At 65.2% G+C, this 26,275-nt stretch carries 22 protein-coding genes; 9 read left to right on the forward strand and 13 right to left on the reverse strand.

Features of this window, described 5'->3' with window-relative positions; all coding sequences use genetic code 11:
• The first annotated feature begins 89 nt into the window (after positions 1-89).
• Both nhaA and CH306_RS07070 read left to right on the forward strand, forming a co-directional pair.
• Complete coding sequence (gene nhaA / locus CH306_RS07065) at positions 90-1,946, forward strand: Na+/H+ antiporter NhaA (protein WP_094646117.1); 1,857 nt, start codon at positions 90-92, stop codon at positions 1,944-1,946.
• 94 nt (positions 1,947-2,040) lie between these two features.
• Complete coding sequence (locus CH306_RS07070; protein WP_179272824.1) at positions 2,041-2,427, forward strand: SdpI family protein; 387 nt, start codon at positions 2,041-2,043, stop codon at positions 2,425-2,427.
• 16 nt (positions 2,428-2,443) lie between these two features.
• Here CH306_RS07070 and CH306_RS07075 read toward each other — a convergent pair whose 3' ends face one another.
• Both CH306_RS07075 and CH306_RS07080 read right to left on the reverse strand, forming a co-directional pair.
• Complete coding sequence (locus CH306_RS07075) at positions 2,444-3,529, reverse strand: DNA polymerase domain-containing protein (RefSeq protein ID WP_094646119.1); 1,086 nt, start codon at positions 3,527-3,529, stop codon at positions 2,444-2,446.
• A gap of 2 nt (positions 3,530-3,531) precedes the next feature.
• A complete protein-coding gene (locus tag CH306_RS07080) occupies positions 3,532-4,581 on the reverse strand; it encodes an ATP-dependent DNA ligase (RefSeq protein ID WP_094646419.1) in 1,050 nt (349 codons plus the stop codon).
• A 104-nt stretch (positions 4,582-4,685) separates the two neighbouring features.
• Between CH306_RS07080 and lppU the strand changes: the two genes are divergently transcribed.
• Both lppU and CH306_RS07090 read left to right on the forward strand, forming a co-directional pair.
• On the forward strand, positions 4,686-5,285 hold the full coding sequence (gene lppU / locus CH306_RS07085) for an LppU family putative lipoprotein (RefSeq protein ID WP_094629184.1): 600 nt from the start codon (positions 4,686-4,688) through the stop codon (positions 5,283-5,285).
• Positions 5,282-6,718: an MFS transporter gene (locus tag CH306_RS07090; protein ID WP_094646120.1), complete on the forward strand. Its 1,437-nt coding sequence runs from the start codon at positions 5,282-5,284 to the stop codon at positions 6,716-6,718. The genes lppU and CH306_RS07090 overlap by 4 nt, the downstream gene beginning before the upstream one ends.
• A 14-nt stretch (positions 6,719-6,732) precedes the next feature.
• Here the strand turns inward: CH306_RS07090 and CH306_RS07095 are convergent, their stop codons facing one another.
• The 5 genes from CH306_RS07095 to CH306_RS07115 all read right to left on the reverse strand — a co-directional run bounded on the left by CH306_RS07095 (position 6,733) and on the right by CH306_RS07115 (position 11,336).
• The gene (locus CH306_RS07095; protein WP_094646121.1) at positions 6,733-7,611 is read right to left on the reverse strand and encodes a universal stress protein; all 879 of its coding nucleotides are present in this window, start codon (positions 7,609-7,611) and stop codon (positions 6,733-6,735) included.
• Between the two features lie 115 nt (positions 7,612-7,726).
• The gene (locus CH306_RS07100; RefSeq protein WP_094646122.1) at positions 7,727-8,341 is read right to left on the reverse strand and encodes an Rv1733c family protein; all 615 of its coding nucleotides are present in this window, start codon (positions 8,339-8,341) and stop codon (positions 7,727-7,729) included.
• A 99-nt stretch (positions 8,342-8,440) separates the two neighbouring features.
• On the reverse strand, positions 8,441-9,289 hold the full coding sequence (locus CH306_RS07105) for a hypothetical protein (protein WP_094646123.1): 849 nt from the start codon (positions 9,287-9,289) through the stop codon (positions 8,441-8,443).
• A complete protein-coding gene (locus CH306_RS07110) occupies positions 9,286-10,173 on the reverse strand; it encodes a universal stress protein (RefSeq protein WP_179277668.1) in 888 nt (295 codons plus the stop codon). Before CH306_RS07110 ends, CH306_RS07105 begins: the two co-directional genes overlap by 4 nt.
• A 140-nt stretch (positions 10,174-10,313) precedes the next feature.
• Positions 10,314-11,336, reverse strand: a complete 1,023-nt coding sequence (locus CH306_RS07115; protein WP_094646420.1) for an Acg family FMN-binding oxidoreductase — start codon at positions 11,334-11,336, stop codon at positions 10,314-10,316.
• 258 nt (positions 11,337-11,594) lie between these two features.
• On the opposite strand from CH306_RS07115, the gene ilvD reads away from it, so the two are divergent.
• Positions 11,595-13,310 carry a dihydroxy-acid dehydratase gene (gene ilvD, locus CH306_RS07120; protein ID WP_094646125.1) on the forward strand — a complete coding sequence of 572 codons (1,716 nt, stop codon included), beginning with the start codon at positions 11,595-11,597 and terminating at the stop codon, positions 13,308-13,310.
• Positions 13,311-13,486: 176 nt separating this feature from the next.
• Here the strand turns inward: ilvD and CH306_RS07125 are convergent, their stop codons facing one another.
• Positions 13,487-15,619, reverse strand: coding sequence for an MFS transporter (locus CH306_RS07125; RefSeq protein WP_094646126.1), 2,133 nt, complete (start codon positions 15,617-15,619; stop codon positions 13,487-13,489).
• Between the two features lie 138 nt (positions 15,620-15,757).
• Here CH306_RS07125 and CH306_RS07130 point away from each other — a divergent pair, with 138 nt between their 5' ends.
• Positions 15,758-16,429: a TetR/AcrR family transcriptional regulator gene (locus tag CH306_RS07130; protein ID WP_052049897.1), complete on the forward strand. Its 672-nt coding sequence runs from the start codon at positions 15,758-15,760 to the stop codon at positions 16,427-16,429.
• 85 nt (positions 16,430-16,514) lie between these two features.
• Here the strand turns inward: CH306_RS07130 and CH306_RS07135 are convergent, their stop codons facing one another.
• Both CH306_RS07135 and CH306_RS07140 read right to left on the reverse strand, forming a co-directional pair.
• Positions 16,515-17,171 carry a hypothetical protein gene (locus tag CH306_RS07135; RefSeq protein WP_032396769.1) on the reverse strand — a complete coding sequence of 219 codons (657 nt, stop codon included), beginning with the start codon at positions 17,169-17,171 and terminating at the stop codon, positions 16,515-16,517.
• 66 nt (positions 17,172-17,237) lie between these two features.
• Entirely contained in the window at positions 17,238-17,954 is a 717-nt protein-coding gene (locus tag CH306_RS07140) for a DUF6319 family protein (RefSeq protein WP_094646127.1), read from the reverse strand.
• 400 nt (positions 17,955-18,354) lie between these two features.
• Between CH306_RS07140 and CH306_RS07145 the strand changes: the two genes are divergently transcribed.
• The 3 genes from CH306_RS07145 to CH306_RS07155 are packed head-to-tail and all read left to right on the forward strand — an operon-like array spanning position 18,355 to position 23,100.
• Positions 18,355-20,652: a glycerol-3-phosphate 1-O-acyltransferase gene (locus CH306_RS07145; RefSeq protein WP_045197464.1), complete on the forward strand. Its 2,298-nt coding sequence runs from the start codon at positions 18,355-18,357 to the stop codon at positions 20,650-20,652.
• Positions 20,649-22,076 (forward strand): HAD-IB family hydrolase, encoded by a 1,428-nt coding sequence (locus tag CH306_RS07150; protein ID WP_032396772.1) that lies wholly within the window; start codon positions 20,649-20,651, stop codon positions 22,074-22,076. The genes CH306_RS07145 and CH306_RS07150 overlap by 4 nt, the downstream gene beginning before the upstream one ends.
• Positions 22,069-23,100, forward strand: a complete 1,032-nt coding sequence (locus tag CH306_RS07155; RefSeq protein WP_032396773.1) for an adenylate/guanylate cyclase domain-containing protein — start codon at positions 22,069-22,071, stop codon at positions 23,098-23,100. Before CH306_RS07150 ends, CH306_RS07155 begins: the two co-directional genes overlap by 8 nt.
• On the opposite strand, the gene CH306_RS07160 is transcribed toward CH306_RS07155, so the two are convergent.
• Genes CH306_RS07160 through CH306_RS07170 form a run of 3 tightly spaced genes read right to left on the reverse strand, consistent with a single transcriptional unit; the run spans position 23,082 to position 26,272 of the window.
• The gene (locus CH306_RS07160; protein ID WP_094646128.1) at positions 23,082-24,143 is read right to left on the reverse strand and encodes an MSMEG_0565 family glycosyltransferase; all 1,062 of its coding nucleotides are present in this window, start codon (positions 24,141-24,143) and stop codon (positions 23,082-23,084) included. The two genes, CH306_RS07155 and CH306_RS07160, sit on opposite strands and share 19 nt — an antisense overlap.
• Positions 24,140-24,991, reverse strand: coding sequence for a carbon-nitrogen hydrolase family protein (locus CH306_RS07165; protein WP_032396775.1), 852 nt, complete (start codon positions 24,989-24,991; stop codon positions 24,140-24,142). The genes CH306_RS07160 and CH306_RS07165 overlap by 4 nt, the downstream gene beginning before the upstream one ends.
• A 6-nt stretch (positions 24,992-24,997) precedes the next feature.
• On the reverse strand, positions 24,998-26,272 hold the full coding sequence (locus CH306_RS07170; RefSeq protein WP_094646421.1) for an MSMEG_0569 family flavin-dependent oxidoreductase: 1,275 nt from the start codon (positions 26,270-26,272) through the stop codon (positions 24,998-25,000).
• Positions 26,273-26,275: the final 3 nt, after the last annotated feature.

Genomic DNA, 26,275 nt, shown 5'->3' on the forward strand with positions numbered 1-26,275 from the left:
CGGGCTGTCACCTGCAAGGAAGCAAACCGTCGACCCACACGTTGGTACAGACTGCTTCACAACACTCTTCGAGAGGATGCGGGCCGCAGATGGCAGATCAGATCACGCCGACGAATCGGCCCATGGCACGTTTCGCCGAACGGATCTCGCGGGCCCGCGGCGAGAAGAACAGCGAAACCCTGGCGGCGGGCTTCCTGCTCGCAGCGACACTGATCGCGCTGATCTGGGCCAACTCACCCTTCGGCGAGACCTACCAGTCGTTCTGGCACACCGAACTCTCCGTCACCGTCGGCGAGCACGGCATCTCCCTCGACCTCGCCCACTGGGTCAACGACGGGCTCATGGCGTTGTTCTTCTTCGTCGTCGGGCTCGAGGTCAAGCGTGAGTTCGCGATGGGTGAGCTCACCGACCGATCTCGTGCCGCCATCCCAATCGTCGCGGCGGTTGCCGGTCTGGCCGCGCCGGCGTTGCTGTTTCTCGCCTTCAATCCGTCCGGGCCCGCCGCCCAGGCATGGGGCGTCGTGATCTCCACCGACACCGCGTTCCTCCTCGGGGCACTCGCCGTCCTCGGCCCGAAGAAGGCCGCTCGGTTGCGCATCTTCCTGCTCACGCTCGCTGTCGCGGACGATGTGGGCGCGCTGGCGATCATCGCCTTCTTCTACACCGACAACCTCGACGTGGTGCCGTTGGTGCTGGCGTTCGTCGGTCTGGCGCTGATCTTCCTACTGCGTCGGCTCGAGGTGTGGCGCGGCGTCGGGTACTTCGTCGTTGCACTGTTCACCTGGGTTGCGATGTACGAGTCCGGAGTTCACCCCACCCTCGCGGGAGTGATGATCGCGTTGATTCTTCCGGTCTATCCGCCGCGCCGCACCGAGGTGGAACGCGCGGCGGATCTGACACGCGCGTTCCGGCAGTCGCCCAATCCCGAATACGCCCGAGCCGCCCGTCTCGGACTCGATCGCGCGGTGTCGGTCAACGAACGTCTCATGCGGCTCTACCAGCCGTACACGGCCTTCATCATCGTGCCGATCTTCGCGCTCGCCAACGCCGGAGTCGTGCTGAGCTCGGACACTCTGAAAGCCGCGTCGACCTCGACGCTCACCTGGGGCATCATCGCCGGTCTCGTTCTCGGCAAGCTCGTCGGAATCACCGCTGCATCTGCTGTTTTCGCGAAGTTGAGACCGTCGTCCTTGGCTCCAGGACTGACGCTCTCCCACATCGCAGGCGGTGCCGCGATGTCCGGAATCGGATTCACGATCTCGTTGTTCATCATCGATCTCGCGCTCGACGACCCGTTGCTGGCCGACGAAGCACGGGTCGGCGTGTTGGTGGCCTCGGTGATCGCCGCACTGCTCGGCTGGGTCCTCTTCCGGATCGACGAGAAGATTCATCCTCCGAAGGCCGAAGCATCCCTTCGCATTCTGCGTCCGGTCGACGCCAGGCGCGATCACATCCGCGGCCCGGTGGATGCACCACTGACCATCGTGGAGTACGCGGATTTCGAATGCCCGTTCTGCAGCAAGGCAACCGGCAGTGTCGCCGAGGTACGCAAGCACTTCGGCGACGACCTTCGATACGTCTACCGGCACCTGCCGCTCGACGACTATCACCCACACGCTCGCTACGCGGCGTACGCCAGCGAGGCCGCAGCCGCGCAGGGCAAGTTCTGGGAGATGGCCGACGTGTTGTTCCGTAACAGCGACGCACTCGAGCCCGACGACATCGACGGCTACGCACGTGAACTCGGCCTGGACATGGACAGATTCGAGGACGACATCCGTACCGGCGACTACGTGGTACGCGTCGAGGACGACGAACTCGACGCCACCTCCTCGGACGTCGACGGCACCCCGACGTTCTACCTGGGACGCGGCGACAAGAATCTCACCCGGCATATCGGACCGTACGATGCGGCGACGTTGATCCGGGAGCTCGAATCCATGTGATCGTGGGCAGGGTGGAAGAAATTCTCACTCCACCGAAGCCGACCGGCCGGTATGCTGCAGTGAGGCGTACAGCACCGAGGTGGGGGGATCGACCGTGGACGCAGAATCCGCGCGCGCGGTAACGGGAGCGATCGCACTGACACTGTTCGTGCTGTCGCTGACGGTATGGGTGACCGCATTGGCGACCAAAGACCCGGAGCAAGAACCCAATTCGCTGATCGGCATCAAGACGCGGGCAACCAAGTCCAGCAAGAAAGCCTGGGTCGCCGGCCATCGAGCCGCGTATGCGTACATGATGGCAGGTGCCGCCCATTGCCTCGCATCAGCGGTGTCGATCGCAGGGCTACTGGTCTTGGGCTCGGTCCCCGCCACGACCATGCTGACGCTCTCGGTGGTCCTGGCACTCGGCGGAGCCGTCATTCTCACGACGAGCGGCATCAAAGCCGACCGCGAAGCGAAACGACACGTGGGCACGGTGTGATCGACCTGCTCGAGGATCAGCTGTCCGTGCGATTCCCCTCCGCATCCCAGTGCTCGGCAACCTTTTTCGAGGGCTGCACTCGTGGCGGTTCTCCGGGCATCTTGGGGTAATCGGGCGGGAAGTTCAGCTCTCCGCCGGGCAGGGTTTCCCACAGGTGCAGAAGAGGTTCGAGGGAGTAGGCCTGCTCGTCCATATCGGCCCACGGGTCGCCGTCCCGAACAAGCTCCGGCACCGTCACGAGGTTGTATTCACGTGGATCGGTGACGTCGGCCAACTGTGACCACGCCATCGGAGTGCTCACCGTCGCGCCCGGTCGAGCCCGCAGACTCCAGGCGCTGGCGATGGTTCGGTCGCGGTTGTTCTGGTTGTAGTCGATGAAGATGCGTTCTCCGCGTTCCTCTTTCCACCAGTTGGTGGTCACCCCGTCGTCGCGCCGTTCGAGTTCTCGACCCAGACCGATGGCCGCGTGACGCACCTGCTCGAAGGTGTACTGCGGCTCGATGCGAACGTAGATGTGGATACCCCGATTCCCGCTCGTCTTCGGATATCCCCGTAAGCCCAACTCCTCCAACAGCTCTCGCGTCACATCGGCTACTCGCAACGCGTCCGAGAACGTGGTACCCGGTTGCGGATCGAGATCGAGACGCAACTCGTCGGGATGGTCGACGTCCGGTCGACGGACCGGCCACGGATGAAACGTCAACGTACCCATCTGCGCCGCCCACACCAGCGACGCGGGTTCGGACGGACACAGTTCCTCGGCGGTGCGCTTGCTGGGGAACGCGATCTTCACCGTCTCTATCCACTCGGGAGCGCCCTTGGGCAACCGCTTCTGATAGAAGCCGTCGCCCTCCTTGTCCTGGGGGCCGAGCGCCAACCGCATGCCCTCGCGATAGCCGTCGGGCCACCGTTCCATCGCGGTGGGGCGATCTCCGATCACCCGCATCAGCGGCTCCCCGACGGCCGCGAAGTACTCGCACACCTGCAGTTTGGTGATCTCCGGAGTACGTTCGGTCGCCTCGTAGATCACGCGATCGGGGCTCGACACTCGTACTTCGCGCTCGCCGACCTGCACGAACGCGGGAGGCGTTTTCGCGGCCATGTCTATCGTCCCCCGGCAATCACGTCGGCAACGTCGTAGCGCACCGGAACCTCGAGCTGGTCGTAGGCACACGAGCGTGGATCACGATCGGGCCGCCAGCGTAGGAACCTGGCCACGTGCCGCAGCCGCGCCCCTTCCATCTGGTCGTAGGCCACCTCGATGACCCGCTCGATGCGCACCGGAATCCAGTTGCGGTCGTTGGACGAATTCCAGCGGGTCGCCTCACCGTCGTACGTGACGTCGTCACCGAGTCGGAGCGGTTCGAGTTCTTCGAGCAGTTCCAACCGGCGCTTGTCGGTGAACGCCGACGCACCGCCGATCATCCGCAGATCGTCGCCATCGTAGAGACCGAGTAGCAAGGATCCGATACCGTTGCCGGACTTGTGGATTCGATAGCCGATCAACACGCAGTCCGCGGTACGCGCATGCTTGATCTTGATCATCTCGCGCTTGTTCGGCAGATAGATCCCGTCGAGTTTCTTGGCCACCACACCGTCGAGCCCGGCACCTTCGAAACGCTCGAACCAGTCCTCGGCCACGGCCGCATCATCGGTGGCGGAGGTGACGAAACAACTCGGGCCACCCGTTCCCACCGTGTCGAGCAATCTCGCGCGGCGGGTCGAGAACGGCTCGGCCGTCAGATCCTCGTCGCCGACGGCCAACAGATCGAAGCCGATGAACTGCGCCGGAGTCTTCTCCGCGAGCATCGTCACCCGACTCGCTGCGGGATGAATCCGTTCGGACAGCGACTCCCAGTCGAGGCGCGTGGAACCGTTCTTCTCGCGCGGTACGACGATCTCGCCGTCGACGACGATCTTCTCGGGTAGCTCGGCCTTGATCGCCGCCACCAACTCCGGGAAGTAGCGGGCCAGGTCCTTTCCCCCGCGTGACCCGAGCACCACCTCGTCACCGTCACGGAAGACGATGGCGCGAAACCCGTCCCATTTCGGCTCGTACGACCACACCGCAGGCCCGTCTTCGGGCTGGGCGGGCACCACTTTCGCGGCTTTGGCGAGCATCGGCGCGACCGGCACGGCAAGAGGAAGATCCACGCAGTTCATCCTGCCTCATGCAGCCGACAAGCGAGTCGGATATTTTCTACACGAGCACGGTCGACGGACACGGCACGCTCGAACCTACGAGGGCAGGACTCACCATGACGTCATCCAACCGTTCGGTCCGCGCTCTCGTTCTCGCGCTGTCGTCGTGCGCGGCCCTGATACTCGGCGGGTGCGCCTCCGAGGTGTCCGGTACCGCCGTCGCCATCTCCGGTGCCACCATTCCCGCCACCACGACCACCAACCCTCCCACCACACCACCGACCACCGACATCGACGACGGCGGCAGTGTCGACATCGACGTGGAGATCGGCGAGTGCGTCAACCTGGGCGGCACCGTCGACGAGGCGGCCATCGCCAACGCGACCTGCGGGTCTGCGGAGTCCAACTACGTCGTCTTCGCCAAGACGCCCACCTCGGCCGAATGCCCCGAGGACGCCGATCAGTACTACTACGAGACCTACTTCGACATCGAACAGGGAGCTCTGTGCCTCGACATCGACTGGCAGGTCGGCGGATGCATGGACCTCGTCGGTGAATTCGCTCAGCGGATCGACTGCGCCACCCCCGGTGCCGACACCCGCCGCGTCGTGACCATCCTGCAGGGCACCTCGTCCGTCGACGACTGCCCCGACCCGGCGCTGTACGGATTCGAGAAGGACTCACGCAACTTCGTCGTCTGCGTCGAACGGTTGTGACCGCTGAGGGCATCACACTCTCGAGCGCGAGGGGCCGCTGGATCGTCGCAGCCACGGTGCTCGGTTCGGCTCTGGCGATGCTCGACGCCACCGTGGTCAATATCGCGTTGCCTGCTATCGGCCGCGACCTCGGTGCAGGCGTCACCGGTCTGCAGTGGACTCTGAGCGGCTACACCCTGGCCCTGGCCTCGCTGATCTTGTTGGGCGGCTCCCTCGGTGACCGACTGGGGCGCAGGCGGGTGTTCGTCTGGGGCACCGTCTGGTTCGCGGCCGCATCGGTGCTGTGCGGGCTGGCTCCGAGTATCGAGGTGCTGATCGCGGCGCGACTACTTCAGGGCGTCGGTGCGGCCTTGCTGACGCCGGGTTCGCTCGCGCTGATATCGGCCTCCATCAAGGCCGAGGATCGCGGAGCTGCAATCGGTCTGTGGTCGGGGCTGGGCGGCGTCGCGTCGGCGGTCGGTCCGTTGCTCGGGGGCTGGTTGGTCGACGCCGTCGGGTGGCGTTCGGTGTTCCTGATCAACATCCCGCTCGCCGTCGTGGTGGTCTGGGTGGCGGCGAAACATGTTCCGGAAAGCCGAGATCCGCATGCGGCCGGTCGGCTCGACGTACCGGGCGCGGTGGCGGTGGCGGCAGCATTGGGGCTGCTGACCTACGGGCTGATCGAATCACAGGTTCCGGCAGTGCTTCTCGGCGTCGCGGCCGTCGCTGTGTTCGTCGTGATCGAGCGACGCTCACACGATCCACTGGTCCCGCCGTCGCTGTTCGCATCGCGAGTGTTTCTGGCGGCCAATCTCGTGACGTTCGCCGTCTACGCGGCCCTGGGCGGAGTGTTCTTCCTTCTGGTGCTGCAGCTGCAGTTCGCCGTGGGTTACTCGCCCATAGCGGCCGGAGTGGCCACGCTACCGATCACCGCTCTCATGCTGGCGCTGTCCGCCCGCGCGGGGCGCATCGCCGGACGCATAGGACCGCGTATTCCGATGACCGTGGGACCACTGCTGGCAGCACTGGGGTTGGTGCTCATGCTCCGCATCGGGCCCGGATCCACCTATGCCACAGACATTCTGCCCGCGGTTGTCGTCTTCGGACTCGGATTGTCCGCTCTGGTGGCCCCACTGACCGGAGCGGTTCTGGGCGCGGTGTCCACCGATCGCGCCGGAATCGCGTCGGGAGTCAACAATGCCGTGGCCCGCACCAGTCAACTGCTCGCCGTGGCCGCACTGCCTGCGCTCGCCGGTATCGCAGGGTCTGATTACTCTGCCCCGGAGACGTTCTCGGACGGCTTCCACACCGCAATGCTGATATGCGCCGGACTGCTGGTGATCGGTGCGGTCATCGCGGCGGTACTCATCCGCGGCACCGGCGACGAGGCGTCGAACTGCCCACCGCACTGCGACATCGGCTCACCACCACCTGCCTCGCGTCGGACCGCGTGACTCATCGCGCTGGGTCATCGCACGATCAGCACCGAGCAATCGGCGTGGTGGACGAGATTCTGACTGACCGATCCCAGAATCGTTCCGAGGACAGCACCCCGGCCTCGGCAGCCCACCACGAGCATCGACGCCGACGCGGACATCGCCCGCAAACCACGCGTCGGACTCGACTGCGCGCTCACAGTGCTCAGCGCAACATCCGGATACTTCTCGTGCATGGTCTCCACATGCGTTTCGAGCCAATGCTTCTCGTGTGCGCGAATATTCGCCCAATCGACGTCCTCGAATCCGGTTCCGAGACCTGCCTGAGCCGCGAATCCCCAATAGTTCACCGCGACGACCGGCATTCCGAGGGTGTGGGCGATCTCGAGCGCGGCACCGAGCGCCCGATCCGACTGCTCACTTCCGTCGACCCCCACCACGATCGGACGAGCGGGGTCGACGCTGTCGACGGCGTTGCGCACGAGCAGCACCGGGCACTGCGCATGCGTCCCGGCTCGAAGCGTGTTGCTGCCGAGAGTGAGGTCCCTCAGTGCGCTCGACTTTCTCGATCCCAGCACGACCAGTTCCGCGCCTGCATCCGAGACGTACGAGGCGATGGTTCCATCGGCGGTGACGGAATCGACGGACACCTCGGGTGCGGCCTCGTGGATCGCGGCCGCAGCGCGGGCGAGATGTTTGCGTCCGATCGTGCGCAGGTCCCTCTCCAGCGCACCGCCGTCGACGAATGCCGCCGATCCGTACCAATCCCCCTCGGGGACTGCATGAACCAAACGCAGGGGTGCGCGCACCTTCGCCGCATAGGTCGCCGCCCACTGCGCCGCGGAATCGGCCTCACTGGAGCCGTCGATGCCCACCAGGATGGGAAGCATGCGGTCGGTGGAATTGCTCATGATTCTTCCTCGTCTCGTGGTCGACTGTCTTTGCAGTCGAATCGAATCGAACGTAGATCTGCAACCGCGCCCACAGTCAGAGCACTCGGTCCATCATCGAAGTGGCCGAGGTCCCTCATGCCGAATCCCCCTTGGTTCGACCACGTTCGGTCTCGAACTTCAGCCAGTCGCGGTCCCACTGGCGCATTCTGGCGCGCCGGTCGAAGTACCGCGTCGCCTGAAGACAGGTGAGGACAACGACCGTGCATGCCACCCAGAAGCCAACGGCTGCAACAATTCCCAACAGGACATTCGACGTCGCGGACGACGGCTCCGCAACCCACCTGCCCTCGGTATCGACTCGCACCGACACTGTGGCACCCTGTTCGGCTTCGTCCGGAAGGCGAACCTCGTCGCTGTGCCGCTGTCCCGGTGGCCATTCCCAGGCGACGGTCGCGTAGTACTCGGTGTGGTCGAAGACGGCACCGTCTTCCGATCGCAGCGTGGGTTCACTCGTCACCAGGGCATCGATCTGCTGGGTGGTGGCGCTCGTTCGGGCCGCCGCGGCATCGAGATCGGCGTAGGTGAGCGATCCGAGCAGCGCGGCGAAGGGGACGAGTCCCAGAATCACCGCCATCGCGCACGCGAAAGCGAGAGCCGCAGTCCGATCACGGCCCCGCATCAGAGGATTGGTGCTCCACGGTGCCAGGCGCCACCAGCGAGCGAAGTCGTAGCCGAACACCGCAACCACCCACTCTCCCGAATCGTGTGTCCTTCGAGTGTTTCGCCGCGGACGAGGGGGCAACAGGGCACAAGGTCACGAACTGGAGTTCTCGGGGTCGAAGTTCGCTCAGCGGAAGAGGGCGGACACCGCTTCGAGATCGGCATCGGATCGGCGGCCGCTCGAGTCCAGTTCGACGTAGAAGCACTCGTAGCCACGCGGGTCGGCACCGCGGTCACCGGTACTGCGCCGCTCGAACACTCGTGCATTCGGCCATCGGTCGAGCACGGCCGTTGCGAGAACATGCCCGTCCGGTGAGACTCCACCGATCGGTCCGTACTCCGCGATCATCACCGCATGGACCGCGCCCCCGATCGCGGCCGTGGTCACCGGAAAGACTCTCGGTCCCGTGTCCGCCGGGATGTCGACCGTGATGGACTCGGACCCCAGCACCACCGCCCCCGACATCTCTGCTGCCTCGTCGTCGTTCATCGTCGTGGTCCTCCGCGGTGCATGGTTCGGTGTCGGATGGGTGGTGCGGCCGGGGCATGTCAGTTCGACGCCCGAGACCGACGTAGGAACCACTCCGACCAGGCGGTGCATCGGCGGTTCCTCCGAATGCGGCCGCGGCAGAGCCTGTTCGAGGACATCTCTTCGCACATCCAGGACGGGACGCGCGATTCCGTGCACAACGACGGTGGAGACTGTTGCGCGATCCGGATTCTCGGCGTCGAACTCCAGCACGACCGACGAGTCGAGCATGCTACGACCCAACTGCGACCGCCCCTCGGCGTAGAAGTACACCCGACTCCCGATCCAGATGCAGGGCACGACGTCGACGGTGGGGCCGAAGTGATCGTGGCCGATCAACCGAGCCCGCGTCGCGCTGCGTGCGAGCCGGTCCGCGGTGCTCGCGTCGAGAATGCGCCGGCGTTCTTCCTTGCGGCGCAGTCGATTCGGCACCGTACGGTTGGTCATCGGTCCCTGCAGATCATCACCGGGCAGTGTGCATGCCGGGTGAGGTTGCTGCTGGTCGATCCGAACAGGGCACTGGCGACGATTCCTCGCCCGTGGCTGCCGACCACCACGATTCCGGCCCGCTTGGACTGCTCTATCAGCAGGTGTGCCGGATTGCCCTGCTGTACGACATGTTCCACGGTGACATCCGGATACTTCTCGCTCCACCCGGCGAGGCACTCGGACAGCAACAGCTGCTGTTCGCGCTCGATCTCGATGTCGTCGGGCGATCCTGGCAGAGACAAGGCGGCACCCTGGGACAACGAGCTCCAGGCATGTGCCGCAATCATCGGCACGTCGAACCGCGAGGCCAGATCGAATGCCTGCTCGACCGCGGCTTCACTCGTCGCACTGCCGTCGATGCCGACGAGGATCGGTGCGTCGACGGCGTCGATTCCCTCGCGCCACACGATCACCGGGCACCACGCCGTGGTCGATGTCCGCTGTGCTGTGCTCCCGAACAGCGCCGACACGATCGGCCCGGAACCGGAATTGCCGACGACGAGCATGCGCGCGGTGCGAGAGAGTTCGACCATCATCGAGCACGCCGGCATTTCCTCCACGGAGGTGGTCACGGCGCTGTGTGGATGCCGGGCCAGCACTGCGGCAGCAACGTCGGTGACGATGCGTTCTGCCGCCCGACGCTGTTCGTCCCAGATGTCGAGGGGAACGACCGATGCGGACTCGCCCAGGTAGAACGCGGGATGCTGCACCGCCCCGGCGATGTGCAGCGGTGCCTTCAACCGCTCGGCGAGGGATGCCGCCCAGTGTGCAGCGCAGATGCTGCTCGGCGAACCATCCACGCCCACGACGATTTTCTGATGGTGTTCCAGAACCATGGCCATCTCCTGTCCTCGGTCCGGACGGACCACACGGCCGGGCCCGTCGACGGTCATCCGTTCTCGGATGCTCGCTTGCTATTGGACAGCTCGACAGCGGCCGCGCCACAGAGCCTTTGGTCACCGGTCCGACGCGTGATACCCGGTCACAGGGACGTGGTTCGGCGCGAGCCCCCTGCCGTACTGCGGGCAGCTACCGACAGCACCGACGACACCGCTCGTCGCGGGGTCGGGGCGAGAGGCGAGCCGACCGCCGGTGCACCGATCCGAATCAGCACCTGCGGCGCACCCTGTCCGGCGGCCAAGGACTTGACCAGGCGTCGACTGCCCGACTGCTCGGTCATATGTGTGAGAGGACAGGTCGCAAGACCATCGGCGGTTGCGGCCAGCAGGAAGGCGGACAAGGCCCGCCCGCACTGCAACCAGTCGAGGCGTTCATCGGACGCGGTACCGAGAATCACCACCGTCGACTCGTCCGCCGCCGGCTCTCGTGTTTCCGTTCTGCCGACTCGGCGTGGTTCGGGAAAGGCTCGGCCCACCTGCACCCTGGAGGACTCCGCACGATCGGTGAGAGCCTCCGGCGGAATTCCTCCCGATCGGAACGAGTGCCCGGCCCACCACCGGATCTCGGCCTGATACGTCGCGTCGTACTTTCGTACGCTAGCGCTGAGCCTCGACGCCGTGGCCAGCGTCTCCTTGGCCTCGGCGGACAGGAACGTCGTTCGGATGTCGTCGGTTCCGTCGCCGTGACCGACGTAGCGCGCGGGAATTCGGTTGTCCGGCACCGGACCGAACGCCCGGCGATCCGAGTGGCGGCGATTGATCGCAGCCAACAGGTCGAACTCGTGCGATCGAGGGTGCGCGTCGTGGGTCAATCGAATACGAGCGAGATGGTCCGGCGCACCGGCCGTCGGCATCGGTTCGACGTCGGCCGTCCACCGAAAGGCAGCGGCTGCAGTGCACAGATGGTCGAGCGCTGCCCCACAGCTGAGCACCATCTGCCGCTCGGTCGGGTCTATCGCCCCGAGCAGTCGGGACCGATCGGTGAACAGGTCGAGTCCGTGTTCGGAGTACACCCACCTCCACGGTTGACTGTTGTGCACCGACGGAGCGCGGCACGCAAGCTCCACCAACATCTCCACCACGGCAGAATCCGGCTGATCGTTCATCGTCTCTCCTCGACCTCCCACCGCACGGTGATGGCTGCCCACCACTGTCGACCCGCGTTGGCAGTGCACGACAGGGCCGTTGGTCACTGTGTGGAGGGGACTTGCGGTGAAGAAATCCCGCCGAGGACTCACCTCGGCCACCACTGTTCGTGATGCGCCGAACCCGCGGGTTTAGGGTTGACGGTGAATGCGACCTCAGGAGCGGAACCTCCGGGACGCGACCGAGGAATTATTTTTCGCCGACCGCTCAGGAGTGTCATGACGACCCCGCAGAATCCCCACGAAGGCATCGACGTCAAGCCGCGCAGCCGCGACGTCACCGATGGACTGGAGAAGACCGCCGCCCGCGGCATGCTCCGCGCCGTCGGAATGGGCGACGAAGACTGGGGCAAGTCCCAGATCGGTGTCGCGTCCTCGTGGAACGAGATCACCCCGTGCAACCTCTCGCTCGAACGTCTGGCGAAGGCCGTCAAGAAGGGCGTCCACGCCGCAGGCGGCTACCCGCTGGAATTCGGCACCATTTCGGTGTCCGACGGCATCTCGATGGGTCACGAGGGCATGCACTTCTCGTTGGTCTCACGTGAGGTGATCGCCGACAGCGTCGAAACCGTCATCAGCGCAGAACGTCTCGACGGTTCCGTTCTGCTCGCCGGTTGCGACAAGTCGCTGCCCGGAATGCTCATGGCCGCAGCACGTCTGGATCTGGCGAGCGTATTCCTCTACGCCGGCTCCACATTGCCCGGTTTCGCGACCCTGTCCGACGGCAGCGAGCACCAGGTGACGATCATCGACGCCTTCGAGGCCGTCGGTGCCTGTTCACGCGGATTGATGTCGCGCGCCGACGTCGACACCATCGAACGCGCCATCTGCCCCGGAGAAGGTGCCTGCGGCGGAATGTACACTGCCAACACGATGGCCAGCGCAGCCGAAGCGATGGGAATGTCGTTGCCCGGCAGCGCATCTCCCCCCGCTCCCGATCGCCGACGCGACGGATTCGCACACGCCAGCGGCGAGGCCGTCGTCGATCTGCTGCGACGCGGCATCCGCACCAGCGACATCCTCACCAAGGAAGCCTTCGAGAACGCCATCGCCGTCGTCATGGCATTCGGCGGCTCGACCAACGCGGTGCTGCACCTGCTCGCCATCGCGCACGAAGCCCAGGTGGACCTGACCCTCGCCGACTTCACCCGAGTCGGCGCAAAGGTGCCGCACCTGGCCGACGTCAAGCCCTTCGGCAAGCACGTCATGACCGACGTCGACGCGATCGGCGGAGTTCCGGTGGTCATGAAGGCTCTGCTCGACGCCGGCCTGATGCACGGCGACTGCATGACGGTCACCGGAAAGACCGTGGCACAGAACCTCGCTCACATCGCACCCCCGGACCCCGACGGCAAGGTACTGCGCGCACTTGACAAGCCGATCCACCCGACCGGCGGCATCACCATCCTCGAGGGCTCGCTCGCCCCCGGCGGGGCCGTGGTCAAGTCCGCAGGCTTCGACTCCGACGTCTTCGTCGGCACCGCACGAGTTTTCGAGCGTGAACGCGCGGCCATGGACGCCCTCGAAGACGGCACCATCGCAGCGGGCGACGTCGTGGTCATCCGCTACGAGGGACCCAAGGGTGGGCCGGGGATGCGCGAGATGCTCGCGATCACCGGAGCCATCAAGGGCGCCGGACTCGGCAAGGACGTCCTGCTGCTCACCGACGGCCGATTCTCCGGCGGCACCACGGGCCTGTGCGTCGGACACGTGGCACCAGAGGCAGTCGACGGCGGTCCCATCGCCTTCGTCCGCGACGGTGACCAGATCCGACTCGACGTGGGCAAGGGCACCCTCGACCTGCTCGTCGACGCAGCCGAATTGGACACCCGCGCACAGGGCTGGGCACCACTGCCGCCCCGCTACACCCGAGGAGTACTGGCCAAGTACTCCAAGCTGGTGGGTTCGGCATCGAACGGTGCGGTGCTGATCTAGCCGACCCCCTGCCCCGCCCGCCCCCCCTGCCGCGTCAATGGACCATCGCATACGTCTCGGCGGTGCAATGGTCCATTGACGCAGCGATGCGCCGCGCGTGAATGAACCACTGCATACGTCTGAAGAGTGCAAGGGTCCATTGACGCGAATGGGGCGGGCGGGCGGACAGTGAAGAGCTACAGCGGCATTGCCCACATGGAGCTCGAGCGTTCCTTGAATGCGGTGCAGTTTGCTTGTTGTCTGCTGGCCCGTTGGTAGAAGGTCTGCAGCGGCGAGGTCGATTCGACCGGCTCCGGTGCGGGTGCAACCGGAAGGTCGCTCAATTCGAGCGCAGCGTCGAGAGCTTCCTCGGCCTCGACGCGTCGGGTGCGCGCCAGGTTGGACAGGGCGAGCTGGTGGATCGTCACGCGGTCACCGGACTTGCTGTCCACCGTGGCCTGCCGGGCGACGGAGGCGTCGAGTTCGTACACCTTCGAGGCCAGCTGATAGATGCTGGGACGCTCGAGCTCGGCGTCCACCAGAGCCGGCTCGGCCACGATGCGTGCAGCCGGCGGTGCGGTCTCCTCGGCGATTCGCAAAGCGTGTCGTGCACCGGATTTCTGGGGCTTGGCCGACGGCCGCTCGAGGAGTTGTTCGAGCTCCGCGACCTCTCGATCTGCTGCCGGATCCTTGGCCGGCGGTGCGACGAAGGGGACGATCGGCTCGAACGCGATCTTCTCCGACGACGCCGTCGCAGTCTTGGCCGGGATGAGCAGCGCCACGATCACGGTGCCGACGCCGAACATCACGGCGGCAACGACACTCGTGTGCACCACTGCGTCACCGAACGCCGCGACGGCATTGGCTTCGAGATTGTCGGCGAACCCGCTGAGGAATGCATTCTGGTCGCGGATGACGTCGGAGACGATCACCGCACCGGCCAGCGAATCCTGAGACGCGGCAAGCCCTTCCGCCGCCTGCCCGGTGTACTGGCCGTTCGGCTGCTTGCCGGGGAAGGTCTGCAGAAACCCTTCGATTCCCTGACGGTAGGACGCGGCGAGCACCGATCCGAGCACAGCGATCCCCAGCGATCCGCCGAGTTCGAGGGCGGTGTCGTTGAGGCCGCCGCCGACCCCGAGCTTGCTGTCCGGGAACTCGCCCATGATGGAGTCGGTGCAGGGCGAGACGGACAGGCCGATTGCGAGACCGAGCAGCGTCAGTACTGGAAGGAAGTCGGAGTACGTTGCCGTCGCGTCGATCCCGATGAGCGAGACGACCGACAGCGTTCCCACGACCATGCCTGCGGTGACGGTGATGCGGGGTCCCAGTTTCGGCGTGAGCCACATCGTGATTCCGGATCCGACGAAGACTGCCCCGGCCAAGGGCAGGAGGTGAATGCCGGTGGACACCGGACCGAAACCGAGAGCGAACTGGAGGTATTGCGCGACGAAGTAGATGGCACCGAAGGTGACGAGGAAGAAGATCAGCACCGCCAGGGTGGCTCCGCTGAGGACGCGGGACGAGAACATTCGGACGTCGAGCAACGGATTGGGATGGCGCAGTTCCCATCCCACGAAGCCCAGGACCGACAGCAGCCCGACGAGCGCGAAGTACAACGGCCCGACCGTCCAGCCGAAGTGCATCCCCTCGATGATGGCGTACACGATGGTCGACACGGCCAGCACCGACAGCAGACCACCGATCCAGTCGATCGCACCCGGGTCGACGGCCCGTGACGGCGGGACCAGTACGACGGCTCCGACGATGGCGGCCAACGCGATCGGAACATTGATCAGGAACGTCGAATGCCAGGTGTAGCTCTCGAGAAGCCAGCCCGCCAACAGCGGCCCTGCCGCGATCGCGAGTCCCGAGGTGGCCGCCCACACGGTGACCGCGGTGGCGCGCTCCCGTTTCGGGAAGGTCGCCACCAGCAACGACAGTGTGGCGGGCATGACGATGGCAGCGGCCACACCCATGACGATGCGGGCCAGGATCACCCCGAGGGTGGCATCGGTGAGCGCCCCGGCCACCGAACCGGCGACGAAGATGATGAGACCGATGATCAGAGCGCCACGGCGGCTGTAGCGATCTCCGATCACGCCGCACAACAACATCAACGACGCGTAGGGGACGGTGTAGCCGTCGATCACCCACTGCAGGTCGCTGCTCGTCAGGCTCAGGTCGAGTGTCATCGCCGGTGCGGCGACCAGCAGTGACGTGTTGGCCATGACCACGATCAGCAGGCTCAGGCACAGCACCACCAGCGCCGACCAGCGTCGCGGGTACGGCTTGTGCATGTCTTGGACAGGCGTCATCGCAAGCAGTGTCATCGTGTGTTCCCCCCCGTTGGCAAAGTGCGAGACACACCTTGCACAGTGCTGTGCAGCTTAGGAACCATCGGCTAGGATCGGCAATCTTTTGTGGCGGCAGCCACACTGGCCGCCCGCGATCGTGCTAGATGTTGTCCTGTGCGCAAGACGACGGAGTCGAGTTCGATTGCACGGGACGCAGCAGCGCCGCCCGTGCAACGCCGTGACGCCCGGTCCAACCGAGCGCGAATTCTGCACGTTGCGCAAGGGGTCCTGGCAGACAATCCCGATGCGACCATCAACGATGTCGCCGCTGCCGCAGGAGTAGTCCGGCGAACCGTGTACGCCCACTTCGCCTCTCGCGAAGCTCTGATCGACGGTATCGCCCTGGAGGCAGCGGACAGCATCTCGGCCGCACTCGGCCGGGTTCCCGCCGCGGACGAATCGGCCGTCACGGTGTTCGTCCGGCAGACACTCGCTCTGACACGCGTCGGCGATCAGTACCGACTGCTACTCGCCGTTGCGCGAACAGATTTGGGACACAACAGTATTCACGATCTCCTCGGACCGATGCGAGAATCGGCCGCCGCCGTCATCCGGCGCGGCCAGCGCGAGGGTGTGTTCTCCTCGTATCTCGCCGCAGAAGTACTGATCCTCAACATCGAGGCGATCGCACTGTCGATCCTCGATGCCACCAACGCCGGTGCGATCGGCGACCCGGCGGGAGCGACGACGACGTCGAGCCTGGTGCTGCTGGGAATCGCGCCGGACGACGCCGAACGCATCGTCGCCGACATTCGGTCGTCCGACTCGTCGGCCCGCGCCCGCTGAGAGCCTCACCTACCCCGCGAACGGCGAAGGCCCCGTTCGCGCAACACATCGCGCGAACGGGGCCTTCGGTCGAAACCAGGTGGAGCTAGGGAGCCGGGACGAACCCTGCGCCGAGTCCGTTGCCCTGATCGACGTTGCGAAGGATCGCGTCGAAGTTGGTGCCGACCTCGGGTCCGAAGCACGCCACGCCGAGGTAGGCGTTGACCATGCCGACAAGGGTGTTGCCGACGACGACCGGGCTGCCCGAGTCACCTTCGACGACGCACAGCTGAGCCCAGGTCTCCTGCGACTGCAGAATGTCGCCGTACGCGAGTCCACAGGTGTTGCCGGTGGTACGGCCTTCCTTGCAGACGATGTTCGGGAACGCCGTCGGCGGGCCGACCTGAGAGATGGTCACATTGCCGACGCGGTTGATCGGTGCGACCTTGTCACGCTGGAATTCGATGAGGGCGTAGTCGTATTCCGGGTTCGAGAACGCGATGCGGCCGACCTCGCCGAGGGAGGTGTCGTACTCGGGAACGATGGAGGCACCCGCCTGACCGCAGTGGCCGGCGGTGAAGCCGACCAGGTTTCCGTTGCGGTCGTTTCCGATCGTCGTCAGCGTGCACTCGGCCTGGCCTCCGACGATGATTCCCGAGCCGCCGCCGAGAGCAGCTGGAGCGGCCGCGGATGCGGTCCCCACGCCGACGCTGGCTACGATTGCAGCCGCCCCCACGACGACGAGCATGAATTTCTTGAACATGTACTCCCTCTCAGCGGTGTCGGCAGAACCCTAGCAACAACAGGTGTACGAACACGAGTGAGTCGTTCATACGTCCTGCTCGAGGGCGGCAAGCGTCGTGCGCGCCTCTTCGAGTTGCCGGCTCAGTTCTGCAACGCGCCGTGCGGCCTCTTCGCGCGCGTGGGAGATGACTGCCTCGACTGCGTCGCGTGCCGTGGGATCGCCCAACTCCCGAACAGCGCGGCTCACCGACTCCGGGCTCACCGGTTGCGCTTTGGTGGGCCGCTTCGCACCCTGGGTCACCGTGACCGACCAATCGTTGTCGGCGCCGGCATGAATGGTGACGCTGATTCCGCCCGGTGGCTTCTTGACTCGACGGGGAGAAGAACTCTGCGGTGACGCAGTCTTCGGTTGTTCCACCGCCTTGGGCTGTACCGGTTCTGCCTTGGGCGCCACCGCCTCGGGCGCGGGTTGCAGCGGCTCGGCTCTTCTCACCGACGGAGCCGCCGAGGCCTTCTTGGCAGGTACACGCTTGGCCGGCGCAGGCGGGGTTGCCGCGTTGCGGGTGATGCGCAGTTCCTCGGCTTCGTAGGGCAATTCGTCGTTGACGCCCTTCGGGCTGATCGTGACCGTGTTGCCGTCGATCGACACGACCTTCGCCGAGGTGCCGTCGGGCAGCCCGAGGCTCGGGTTCGGTTCACGGAGATAGACGGTGGCACGACGCCCCTCGGCCAGCGCCGCCGCCAGTGTCGTCAGATTCTCGGAGGTCAACGAATCGTTCACGGCGCGCCCACGGGGTGGCATTCGACTACCGACCTTTCTCGAAAGTGTTTGCGAATACTGTCGCACAGATGCAGGTGAGATGCGGCCGGGCAGCGCAGAGCGCGTCGGATCGACGCATCGAGAGGCAATTTGTCTGTTAATCCAAGTAACTGGAACCACAAGTAACTGTTACTTGGATTAACACTTAGATTGAGGGTGACCGAGAAGGTCGATGACTCCGACCCTATACGACAGCCGTCGCGCGCGCCGCCCGAGCCCACTCCAGGTGTCGTCGCCCCTCACCGAGTACCGGCCGGTAGCTGCCCGACTCTCGGGGAGATCGGCGTCCGGGAACCACCCTCGCCGAACCACCCTCGCGCGCGGTTTCTGCCGCGTAGCCTGGCGGCGTGCCTTCTTGCGGAGGTGCGGAACAGGAGTCTCGATGTACCACCTCGACGCGGACGAACAGTCGCTCAGCGACGGTCCGCACGTGTATTTGCTCGACGCCAAATCCACCCTCGAGGTGCAGGCTCTGAATCAGTGGATCGACGCCACCACACCGGACGGCGAGCCCCGTCCGCCCTCGGTTGTGCTCTCGGGTGAGGCGAGAACGTCACTGTCGGACAGTGTTCGCGGGTACGCCGACGATCCGCTGCTGATCCCGCTGCGGGTCACGTTGTCCGATCGCAAGAACGGCATTCTGCACCGCATCTTCGCGCCCCGTGGTCGGTCCAAGCCCACCCAGGTATGGCAGCGATGGGTGGCAGGCGACGACCCCGACCACTCCGCGGTGCTGGTCGGGGAACCCGCGACGCTCAGTGATCTGCGAGAGCGGTTCGAACGCGGTGGCGGCACGTCCCTGTCGTCGTTCATTCTGCGTCAGGCCAGTCTGGCATTGGACAAGGCCGAGCGCGGCGTCATCGGCTCCGAGTACAAGATCCCGCGCTTCGTCGTCGAGGACATGACGGAGCAGAAGAAGTTCCGCGACGGGATCACCGAGCTCGCGGAAGAGGTCGGCCAGGATCGCGAGGCCGTCGACAAGCGCGTCCAGGACATCCTGGGCGAGATGGTGGCAACCGAGACCCGTCGTGCAGTCGAGATGTGGGGAACCCTCGGGGCGTACTTCTCGCGGGCGTACAAGGTGGACGTGGACCGCGATCAACTGCAGAAGGTGCGCGAGCTCAACAAGAACTATCCGTTGGTGTTCCTTCCCAACCACCGTTCCTATCTCGACCCGCTCGTGCTGCGTCCGGCGCTGCTGGCCGAAGGGCTGCCGCTCAACCACGTCATGGGCGGCATCAACGTCGGCTTCTGGCCGCTGGGTCCGATCGCCAAACGCAGTGGCGTGGTGCTCATCCAGCGGAAATTCTCGGACGCGATCTACAAGTGGACGCTGCGCCAGTACATGAGCTTCCTGCTGAGCAAGCGGTTCAACCTCGAGTGGTACATCGAAGGCGGCCGCAGCCGCACCGGAAAGCTCCGCCCGCCGCGGTTCGGGTTGTTGACCTATCTGGTCGACGCACTCGAGACCAGCGATGCCGAGGACGTCTACCTGGTTCCGACGTCCATCACCTACGACCGCCTCCACGAGGTCGGTGCGATGGCCGAGGAGTCGCACGGAGCGAAGAAGCAGGCCGAGGGCATTCGCATGGCCATCGGCTACATCCGGGCGCAGGGCACGTTGCGCGGCAACGTGTACCTGAACTTCGGCGAGCCGATGTCGGTGGCGTCGATCGTCGCCGACAATCCCGACAAGCGGGTGGCGGTGCAGAAGATCGCGCTCGGCGTCTCCCACGCGATCAACGACGCGACACCGGTGACGCCGGCGGCGTTGGTCACCATGGCCCTGCTCGGCATCGAGGATCGCGCTCTCAACGTCAACGAGATGTGGGCGATCATCGCCCCGCTCGCGCGCTACATAAAACGCCGCAACCTGCCCACCGCGGGCGGCGTGGACATCGCCGACGTCGATGTCGTGCGCTCGGCCGTCATCGCACAGGTCAACGCCAACGTCGTCAAGCGTTTCGACGACGGCCCCGAGCCGCTGTTCTACCTGGCCCAGGACAAGCACCTGGTGGCAGCGTTCTTCCGCAACAACGCCATCCACTTCTTCGTCATGCGCGCCATCGGCGAGTTGGTGGTGCTCCCGACCAGCGGCGATTCGACGCCGTTGACCCAGGAATCTCTGTGGCAGTCGGCACTGCAGTTGCGCGATCTGCTCAAGTTCGAGTTCTTCTTCGGCGACAAGAAGGACTTCGGCGAACGGCTCGAATCCGAGGTCGATCTCATCGATCCGGACTGGCGCACCCACATCAGCGACCCCGATTACGCTGCGCGACAACTTCAGTCGCAGGATCTGCATCTGGCGCACCGTGTGTTGCAGCCGATCTTCGAGGCCTACCAGGTGGTTGCCGATCAGCTGATGTTGCTGCCCCAGAGCGGTGAGTTCGACAAGCCGAAGTTCATCACCGAATGCCTCGGTGCTGCTCAGGCCAGACGGCTTCGTCAGCAGCTCGATCACAGCGAGTCGATCTCCGGCGAATTGTTCGACACTGCACTGCAATTGGCGGAGAATCGCGACCTGGTCGATTCGAGCGCAGACGGTATCGCCCGCCGCCGCAGGGCATTCGCGCTCGAGATCGACGAGTGGGCACGCAAGGTGCGCACGATCCGCGACATGGCGCACCGCATGCTGCGCGAGGTGGATCCGATCTCGGCCCCCGAGGAGAACAATTCATGACCGAATTCGACGATCGACTCATCGCGATCGCCGCCGCTCCACCCGGCCGAGACACCGTGGCATTCTTCGATCTCGACGGCACTCTGATCAACGGGTTCTCGGCCCGCGCAGTCTTTCTCGAACGACTCAAGACCCTGGACGTGACGGTCAAGGAACTGTGGGAGATATCGAGCGCCGTCGTCGAGATGCGGATGCGTAACTCCCCGGTCGACAACCTGATGGGCAAGGCAGTCCGCGGCCTCGAAGGCCGTCGGGAAGAAGACCTCATGGAGCAGGCGTACACGCTGTTCCGCAACGAGATCGCGCCGATGATCTACCCACAGGCCCGCGCGCTCGTCGAAGCTCATCGCCATGCCGGGCACCGATTGGTGATGGCCACCTCGGCCACGCCGTACCAGGCTCTGCCCGTGCAGCAGGACATGATGTTCGAGACTCTGCTCTGCACCACTCCGGTGGTCACCGACGGGATACTCACCGGCGAACTGGTCGGCGATTCGTTGTGGGGCCCGCGCAAGGCACAGGCCGCGATCGACTACGCCGAGCGGGAGGGCATCGCACTGGCCGGCTGCTTCGCCTACTCCAACGGCGGCGAGGACGTGCCGCTGCTCGAGGCCGTCGGGCGCCCCGTCGCACTCAATCCGGACCCGGAACTACAGCGGTACGCGGCAAAGAAGAAATGGCCGTCGCTGACGCTGGAGAGCCCCAAGCGCGGCACCGACCTCACCTCGGCCGTACGCAGCACCGCCGCTCTCGGTTCGGTGCTGGCCAGCGCATCTATCGGCCTGGGACTGGGACTGCTGACGCGCAGCCGCCGCAACGGAGCGAACATCACCAGCACCATCGCTCCGGACATCGCGTTGACCATCGCCGGCGTCAAGCTCGACGTGACCGGCACCGAGAACGCGTGGTCGGCACGCCCGGCGGTCTTCATGTTCAACCACCAGAGCACCGCCGACTCGATCATCGTCACCTCCATTCTCCGACGCGACATCACCGCGGTCGCCAAGCGAGAACTCGAACGCGACCCACGATTCGCATTGCTGGGCAGGATCTTCGACGTCGCCTACGTCGACCGCGGCGATCCCGCTCAGGCCCGCGAGGCGATGCGCCCGGCCATCGAGAAGCTGCACAGTGGCATCTCGGTCGCCATCGCGCCCGAGGGCACGCGGATGCCGACGTCGCGTCTCGGCCGATTCAAGAAGGGCGGATTTCACCTGGCGATGCAGGCCGGAGTGCCCATCGTTCCGATCGTCATCCACAATGCGGGCGACGTGATGTGGAAAAAGGATTTCACCGTCCATTCCGGTACCGTCAAGGTCACCGTCGGCGAGCCAATTCCCACCACGGACTGGGAGCCCGAGAAGATCGACTCGTACGTCGACGATGTCCGTTCCTATTTCGACAGAACGTTGGGATATGCCTGAGAACCAGATCAACTCGGTGGTGCAAGCGGAGATCGAACGCAATCTCCTGGGGGGCACGCCGAAGTACAACCGTTCCGACATCGTCAGCAAGTCGGGGCTGCCGCTCGAGCGGGTCATCGCACTGTGGATCGGCATGGGCTTTCCCATCCACACCGACACCGAGGCCGTCGTCTACACCGACGCAGACCTCGAGGCACTGAAGCTGATCACCGGACTCACCGAACAGAAGGTCATCAAGCCCGAGATGGAGGTCGCGATTGCGCGCACCCTCGGCCAGTCGATGTCCAGGCTCGCCGAATGGCAAGTGGGCGTGGTGAACTCTCACATCCTCGAGCGCATCACCAGTAACGACGAGGACAAGAACGACATCGACGCCATCCGGCGCAACGCCAGGGACATCGCGGCCGAGACTGTGCCCACCCTCGAAGCGCTCCAGGGTTACACCTGGCGTCGGCATCTGGCCGCAGCAGCGGGACGGTCCATCGCCGCTCCCGACGACGCCACCGACAGCCCCGTCATGGCCGTCGGCTTCGCGGACATGGTCGGCTACACCAGCCTGACGCGTCGACTCGACATCGGCGAACTGACGACACTGCTCGAGGAGTTCGAGTCGCTCGCCACCAATATCATTGCGCGCGGGCGCGGTTCGGTGATCAAGAACGTCGGCGACGAAGTGATGTTCAGCGCACAGACGCCCGAGGACGCAGCGCACATCGCCCTCGACCTTCAGGACGCGTTCGCCGAGCAGGAAGACATGCCGGATCTGCGCGTCGGGTTGGCCTGGGGACCGGTTCTCGCCCGCTACGGCGACCTGTACGGCTCGGTGGTCAACATCGCTGCGCGCCTGACCAGTTCGGCCAATCCCGGAACGACTCTCGTCGACACGGTCATGACCGAAGAGCTGCGTCACGATTCCGAGTTCTACCTCAAATCGATTCGCTCACTACGGGTCAAGGGGTTCCACAAGCTCAAGCCCCACGGACTCAGGCGCAACAAGCGCAACGGTCAGCGCAGCGAGGAATAGAACTCGAGGTGTCGACGCGCGGCCTCGTCCCACGTCAGGCTGCGCGCCAGCGTCAGACCGGGTGACGGGTCCTGCGGGGTCGCGAGCGCACGTTCCAGTTCGGCCGCCATGGTCGCTGCCGTGGACGCGTAGGTAACGCTGTCTCCGAACACTTCCCGCAGGACCGGCAGATCTCGCGCGACGACGGGAGTCGACGCCGCGAGAGCCTCCATGGCCGCCAGCCCGAAACCCTCCTTGGTGGAGAAGAACGGCAGCACAGCGGCCTGCGCCACGAGGTGCGGCAACTCGTCGTCGTCGACGGTACCGAGTATCACCGGCTCGATACCGAGTTCTGCTGCGCGCCGGTCGAACTCGGAACGGTAGTCGCGGTAGTCGAACAGCGTCTCGCCGCCGGCGAAGACCAGGCGCAGATCGTGCGCAGCCAGCCGGGCGAAGGCGTCGAGCAGATCGAGACTGCCCTTGCGTGGTTCTATACCCCCGACTGCGAGCACGTAGCGGCCGAGCTTCTCGCGCCAGTGCGATCGACCCGATTGCGCAGCCGCAGTGAACCTCTCGGCGTCGACGCCGTTGGGTATGACCGTAGGCTCGAATCCCCATCCGCGGCGAACATCGCTTGCCACTGCCGCCGACACACAGATACGCGCATACGGCGCTGTGATCGCGCGTTCGTGGCATGCGGCCAGCTCGGGCGTGGTGAACTCGTCCAGGTGATGGATGGTCCTGATGCAGCGGCCGACGGCATTGGCGGAAATGCAGTCCTGCGCGTGGACGATGTCGTACTCGTTCGGTGTGAACGCCTGCCGCAGAACATCTATCGACCGCAGAATTCGTTCTCCGACGTTCTCTTCGTCCCGGTGCTCGAACGGGACCATTCTGATGTCGACGGCGGGGTCGACGGCACGGAAGAACGTGCTGTCGCCGCCGCGACCGAGAGACCACACCGAGACGTCCTGACCGGCGCGCGCCAGTGCCTCCGCCAACGCCAGCGTGTGCACCACTCCGCCGCGCGGCTTGGACGAGTACGTCAACAGGCTGATCTTCACTGGCCCGGCTTCTCCTGCAACAGATTCGGATAGGCATCCACCCGGCGTTCCGCCAGGTGATGCAGTCCCCGGCGGGCTCGGTCGACCTCGGCGTCGACATCGATCTCGTGCACCGCGAGCCCGCCCTTGGACCAGGTCCGCGCCAGTACGTCACCACCGGGACCGACGATCTTCGCCTGACCCAGAAAGCGGAGGGACCCCATCACCCCGGTCTGATTGGACGAGACCAGCACCACCTGGTTCTCGGCCGCTCGGGCTGCGTCGTACAGATCGAACAGTCGGGACTGTCGATCGTTCGGCAGCGAGGACGCCCGATCTGTGACGCTGGCGGGCCACGCCGACAGCGCCGCAATGATTCTCGCTCCGTCGAGCGCCAACGTCCGCGCCGACTCCGGGAACGTCTTGTCGTAGTCGATCAGCATCCCCATCCGCCCCACCGGGGTATCGAAGGCCTCGAAGTGGTCACCGGCCGCGTAGGCGAGCGACTCCCCGAGCGGCTGATGCACCTTGCGGTGACTACCCAGAATGCCGTCTCCCGTCAGACAGGCGGCAGCGTTGTACCGCAACCCTTTCGACAGCTCGGTGTACCCGATGCAGATCGTCATGTCTCCGGCCGCGGCGATGATGGCGGCCAATTCCGGACCGTCGGGATCGAGGGTGGGCGGCAGTTCCGCGGGATCCGGATTGCTCAGGCTGTTGATGTAGCCCCCGAGGGACGCGTCGGGCAGCACCAGGAGATCGATGCCTTCTCGAGCCGCACTGGAGATGATCGTGGTGATCTTCAGTACGGCCCGGTCGACATCTCTCCCGAAATGTGCTGCCAGCGCGCCGATCTTGATAGGAGCCAACGGGACTCAGACCATCTGGCTCTGCGGCTGCACTGAGCTTCGAGACTGTGCTGCACTGATCTCGAGACCGATCTGGTCGGCGAGGAACTGCGCGTCCCGGGCCACCGAGGCGAAGCGTCCCGAACCCCAGGTGTGCTGCCACGGCAGGCCGAGGAAGTACAGGCCCGGCACCGAGGTGACGCCCCGGTTGTGCGTCGGGTGCCCCTCACCGTCGAAGGTACCGACCTTCAGCCACCGGTAGTCGGTGCGAAAGCCGACCGACCAGACGACGGCGTTGATCTCGGTGGTGGCGAGGTCGAGTTCGGTGGTCTCGGTCTCCGGCCGCCACACCGGCACGTAGCGATCCTCGGTGGGGGCGCTGATTCCCTCGCGCTCGATGTAGGCGTCGATGTTGTCCTTGATGCTTTCGGCCACCCGATCCGCGGCATCGAGAGATGCCTCCAGGGTGGGTGCGAACTGCAGAACGCCGCCCTCGACGCCGAGCAATCGGCCGTAGAGTTGCATCCCCTCGGTGGCGAATGCGCGCAGGTCGATGTCTCGACCACCGTCACGACCGGTGACGTAGTGGTTGGTGTTCTCGCGTTTGCCGACGCCACCGGGTTGATCTTCGATGGAGACATCGTAGACCCCCATGTCGTGCAACCAGGCGACACAGTCGCGGCCCCGATAGAAGCGTGCGACGCGGGGAGCGGTTCCGGCCACCAGGTGAACACGTCGGCCGTCGAGGTGCAGGTCCTCGGCGATCTGAGCACCGGACTGTCCGGTGCCGACCACCAGCACGTCGCCGTCCGGGAACTGATGGGATCCTCGGTAATCGGACGAGTGGATCTGGACGATGTCACGCGGTAGCTTCTCGGCGAACCGCGGGATGGTGGGGATGTGATAGCCACCGACGGCGACGACGATCTGGTCGGCATGCATGGGGCCGTCGGACGTCTGCAGGTCGAAGCCGCCATCCAGGCCCTGCAGAGCTCGGTCGACAGAAACATGTTCTCGTACAGGCGCATCGAAGCTCTCGGCGTAACGGCGCACGAAGGCGTACACCTCGTCGCGCTGCATGAATCCGTCGGGATCGTCACCGTCGTAGGAGTATCCGGGGAGTGCGCACTGCCAGTTCGGCGTGACGAGAGTGAAGTTGTCCCAGCGCGAGTCCTTCCACTCGTGCGCGATCGTGTCGCGCTCCAACACGAGGTGTTCGATGCCACGCTGCGTCAGATGCCAGCTGATCGACAGGCCGGCCTGTCCGCCGCCGACGACGATCACGCGATGATGCTCGACGATCTC

Origin of the sequence: Rhodococcus sp. 15-725-2-2b (assembly GCF_002259075.1) — a bacterium.
In the GTDB taxonomy this organism is placed as follows: Bacteria; Actinomycetota; Actinomycetes; order Mycobacteriales; family Mycobacteriaceae; genus Rhodococcoides.

Coding starts and splice junctions, on each gene's coding strand:
- nhaA (WP_094646117.1), top strand. CDS start 90: ATGGCAGATCAGATCACGCCGACGAATCGGCCCATGGCACGTTTCGCC.
- CH306_RS07075 (WP_094646119.1), bottom strand. CDS start 3,529: ATGGCCGCGAAAACGCCTCCCGCGTTCGTGCAGGTCGGCGAGCGCGAA.
- lppU (WP_094629184.1), top strand. CDS start 4,686: ATGACGTCATCCAACCGTTCGGTCCGCGCTCTCGTTCTCGCGCTGTCG.
- CH306_RS07095 (WP_094646121.1), bottom strand. CDS start 7,611: ATGAGCAATTCCACCGACCGCATGCTTCCCATCCTGGTGGGCATCGAC.
- CH306_RS07105 (WP_094646123.1), bottom strand. CDS start 9,289: ATGACCAACCGTACGGTGCCGAATCGACTGCGCCGCAAGGAAGAACGC.
- CH306_RS07110 (WP_179277668.1), bottom strand. CDS start 10,173: ATGGCCATGGTTCTGGAACACCATCAGAAAATCGTCGTGGGCGTGGAT.
- CH306_RS07115 (WP_094646420.1), bottom strand. CDS start 11,336: ATGAACGATCAGCCGGATTCTGCCGTGGTGGAGATGTTGGTGGAGCTT.
- ilvD (WP_094646125.1), top strand. CDS start 11,595: ATGACGACCCCGCAGAATCCCCACGAAGGCATCGACGTCAAGCCGCGC.
- CH306_RS07125 (WP_094646126.1), bottom strand. CDS start 15,619: ATGACACTGCTTGCGATGACGCCTGTCCAAGACATGCACAAGCCGTAC.
- CH306_RS07135 (WP_032396769.1), bottom strand. CDS start 17,171: ATGTTCAAGAAATTCATGCTCGTCGTCGTGGGGGCGGCTGCAATCGTA.
- CH306_RS07140 (WP_094646127.1), bottom strand. CDS start 17,954: ATGCCACCCCGTGGGCGCGCCGTGAACGATTCGTTGACCTCCGAGAAT.
- CH306_RS07145 (WP_045197464.1), top strand. CDS start 18,355: ATGTACCACCTCGACGCGGACGAACAGTCGCTCAGCGACGGTCCGCAC.
- CH306_RS07150 (WP_032396772.1), top strand. CDS start 20,649: ATGACCGAATTCGACGATCGACTCATCGCGATCGCCGCCGCTCCACCC.
- CH306_RS07155 (WP_032396773.1), top strand. CDS start 22,069: ATGCCTGAGAACCAGATCAACTCGGTGGTGCAAGCGGAGATCGAACGC.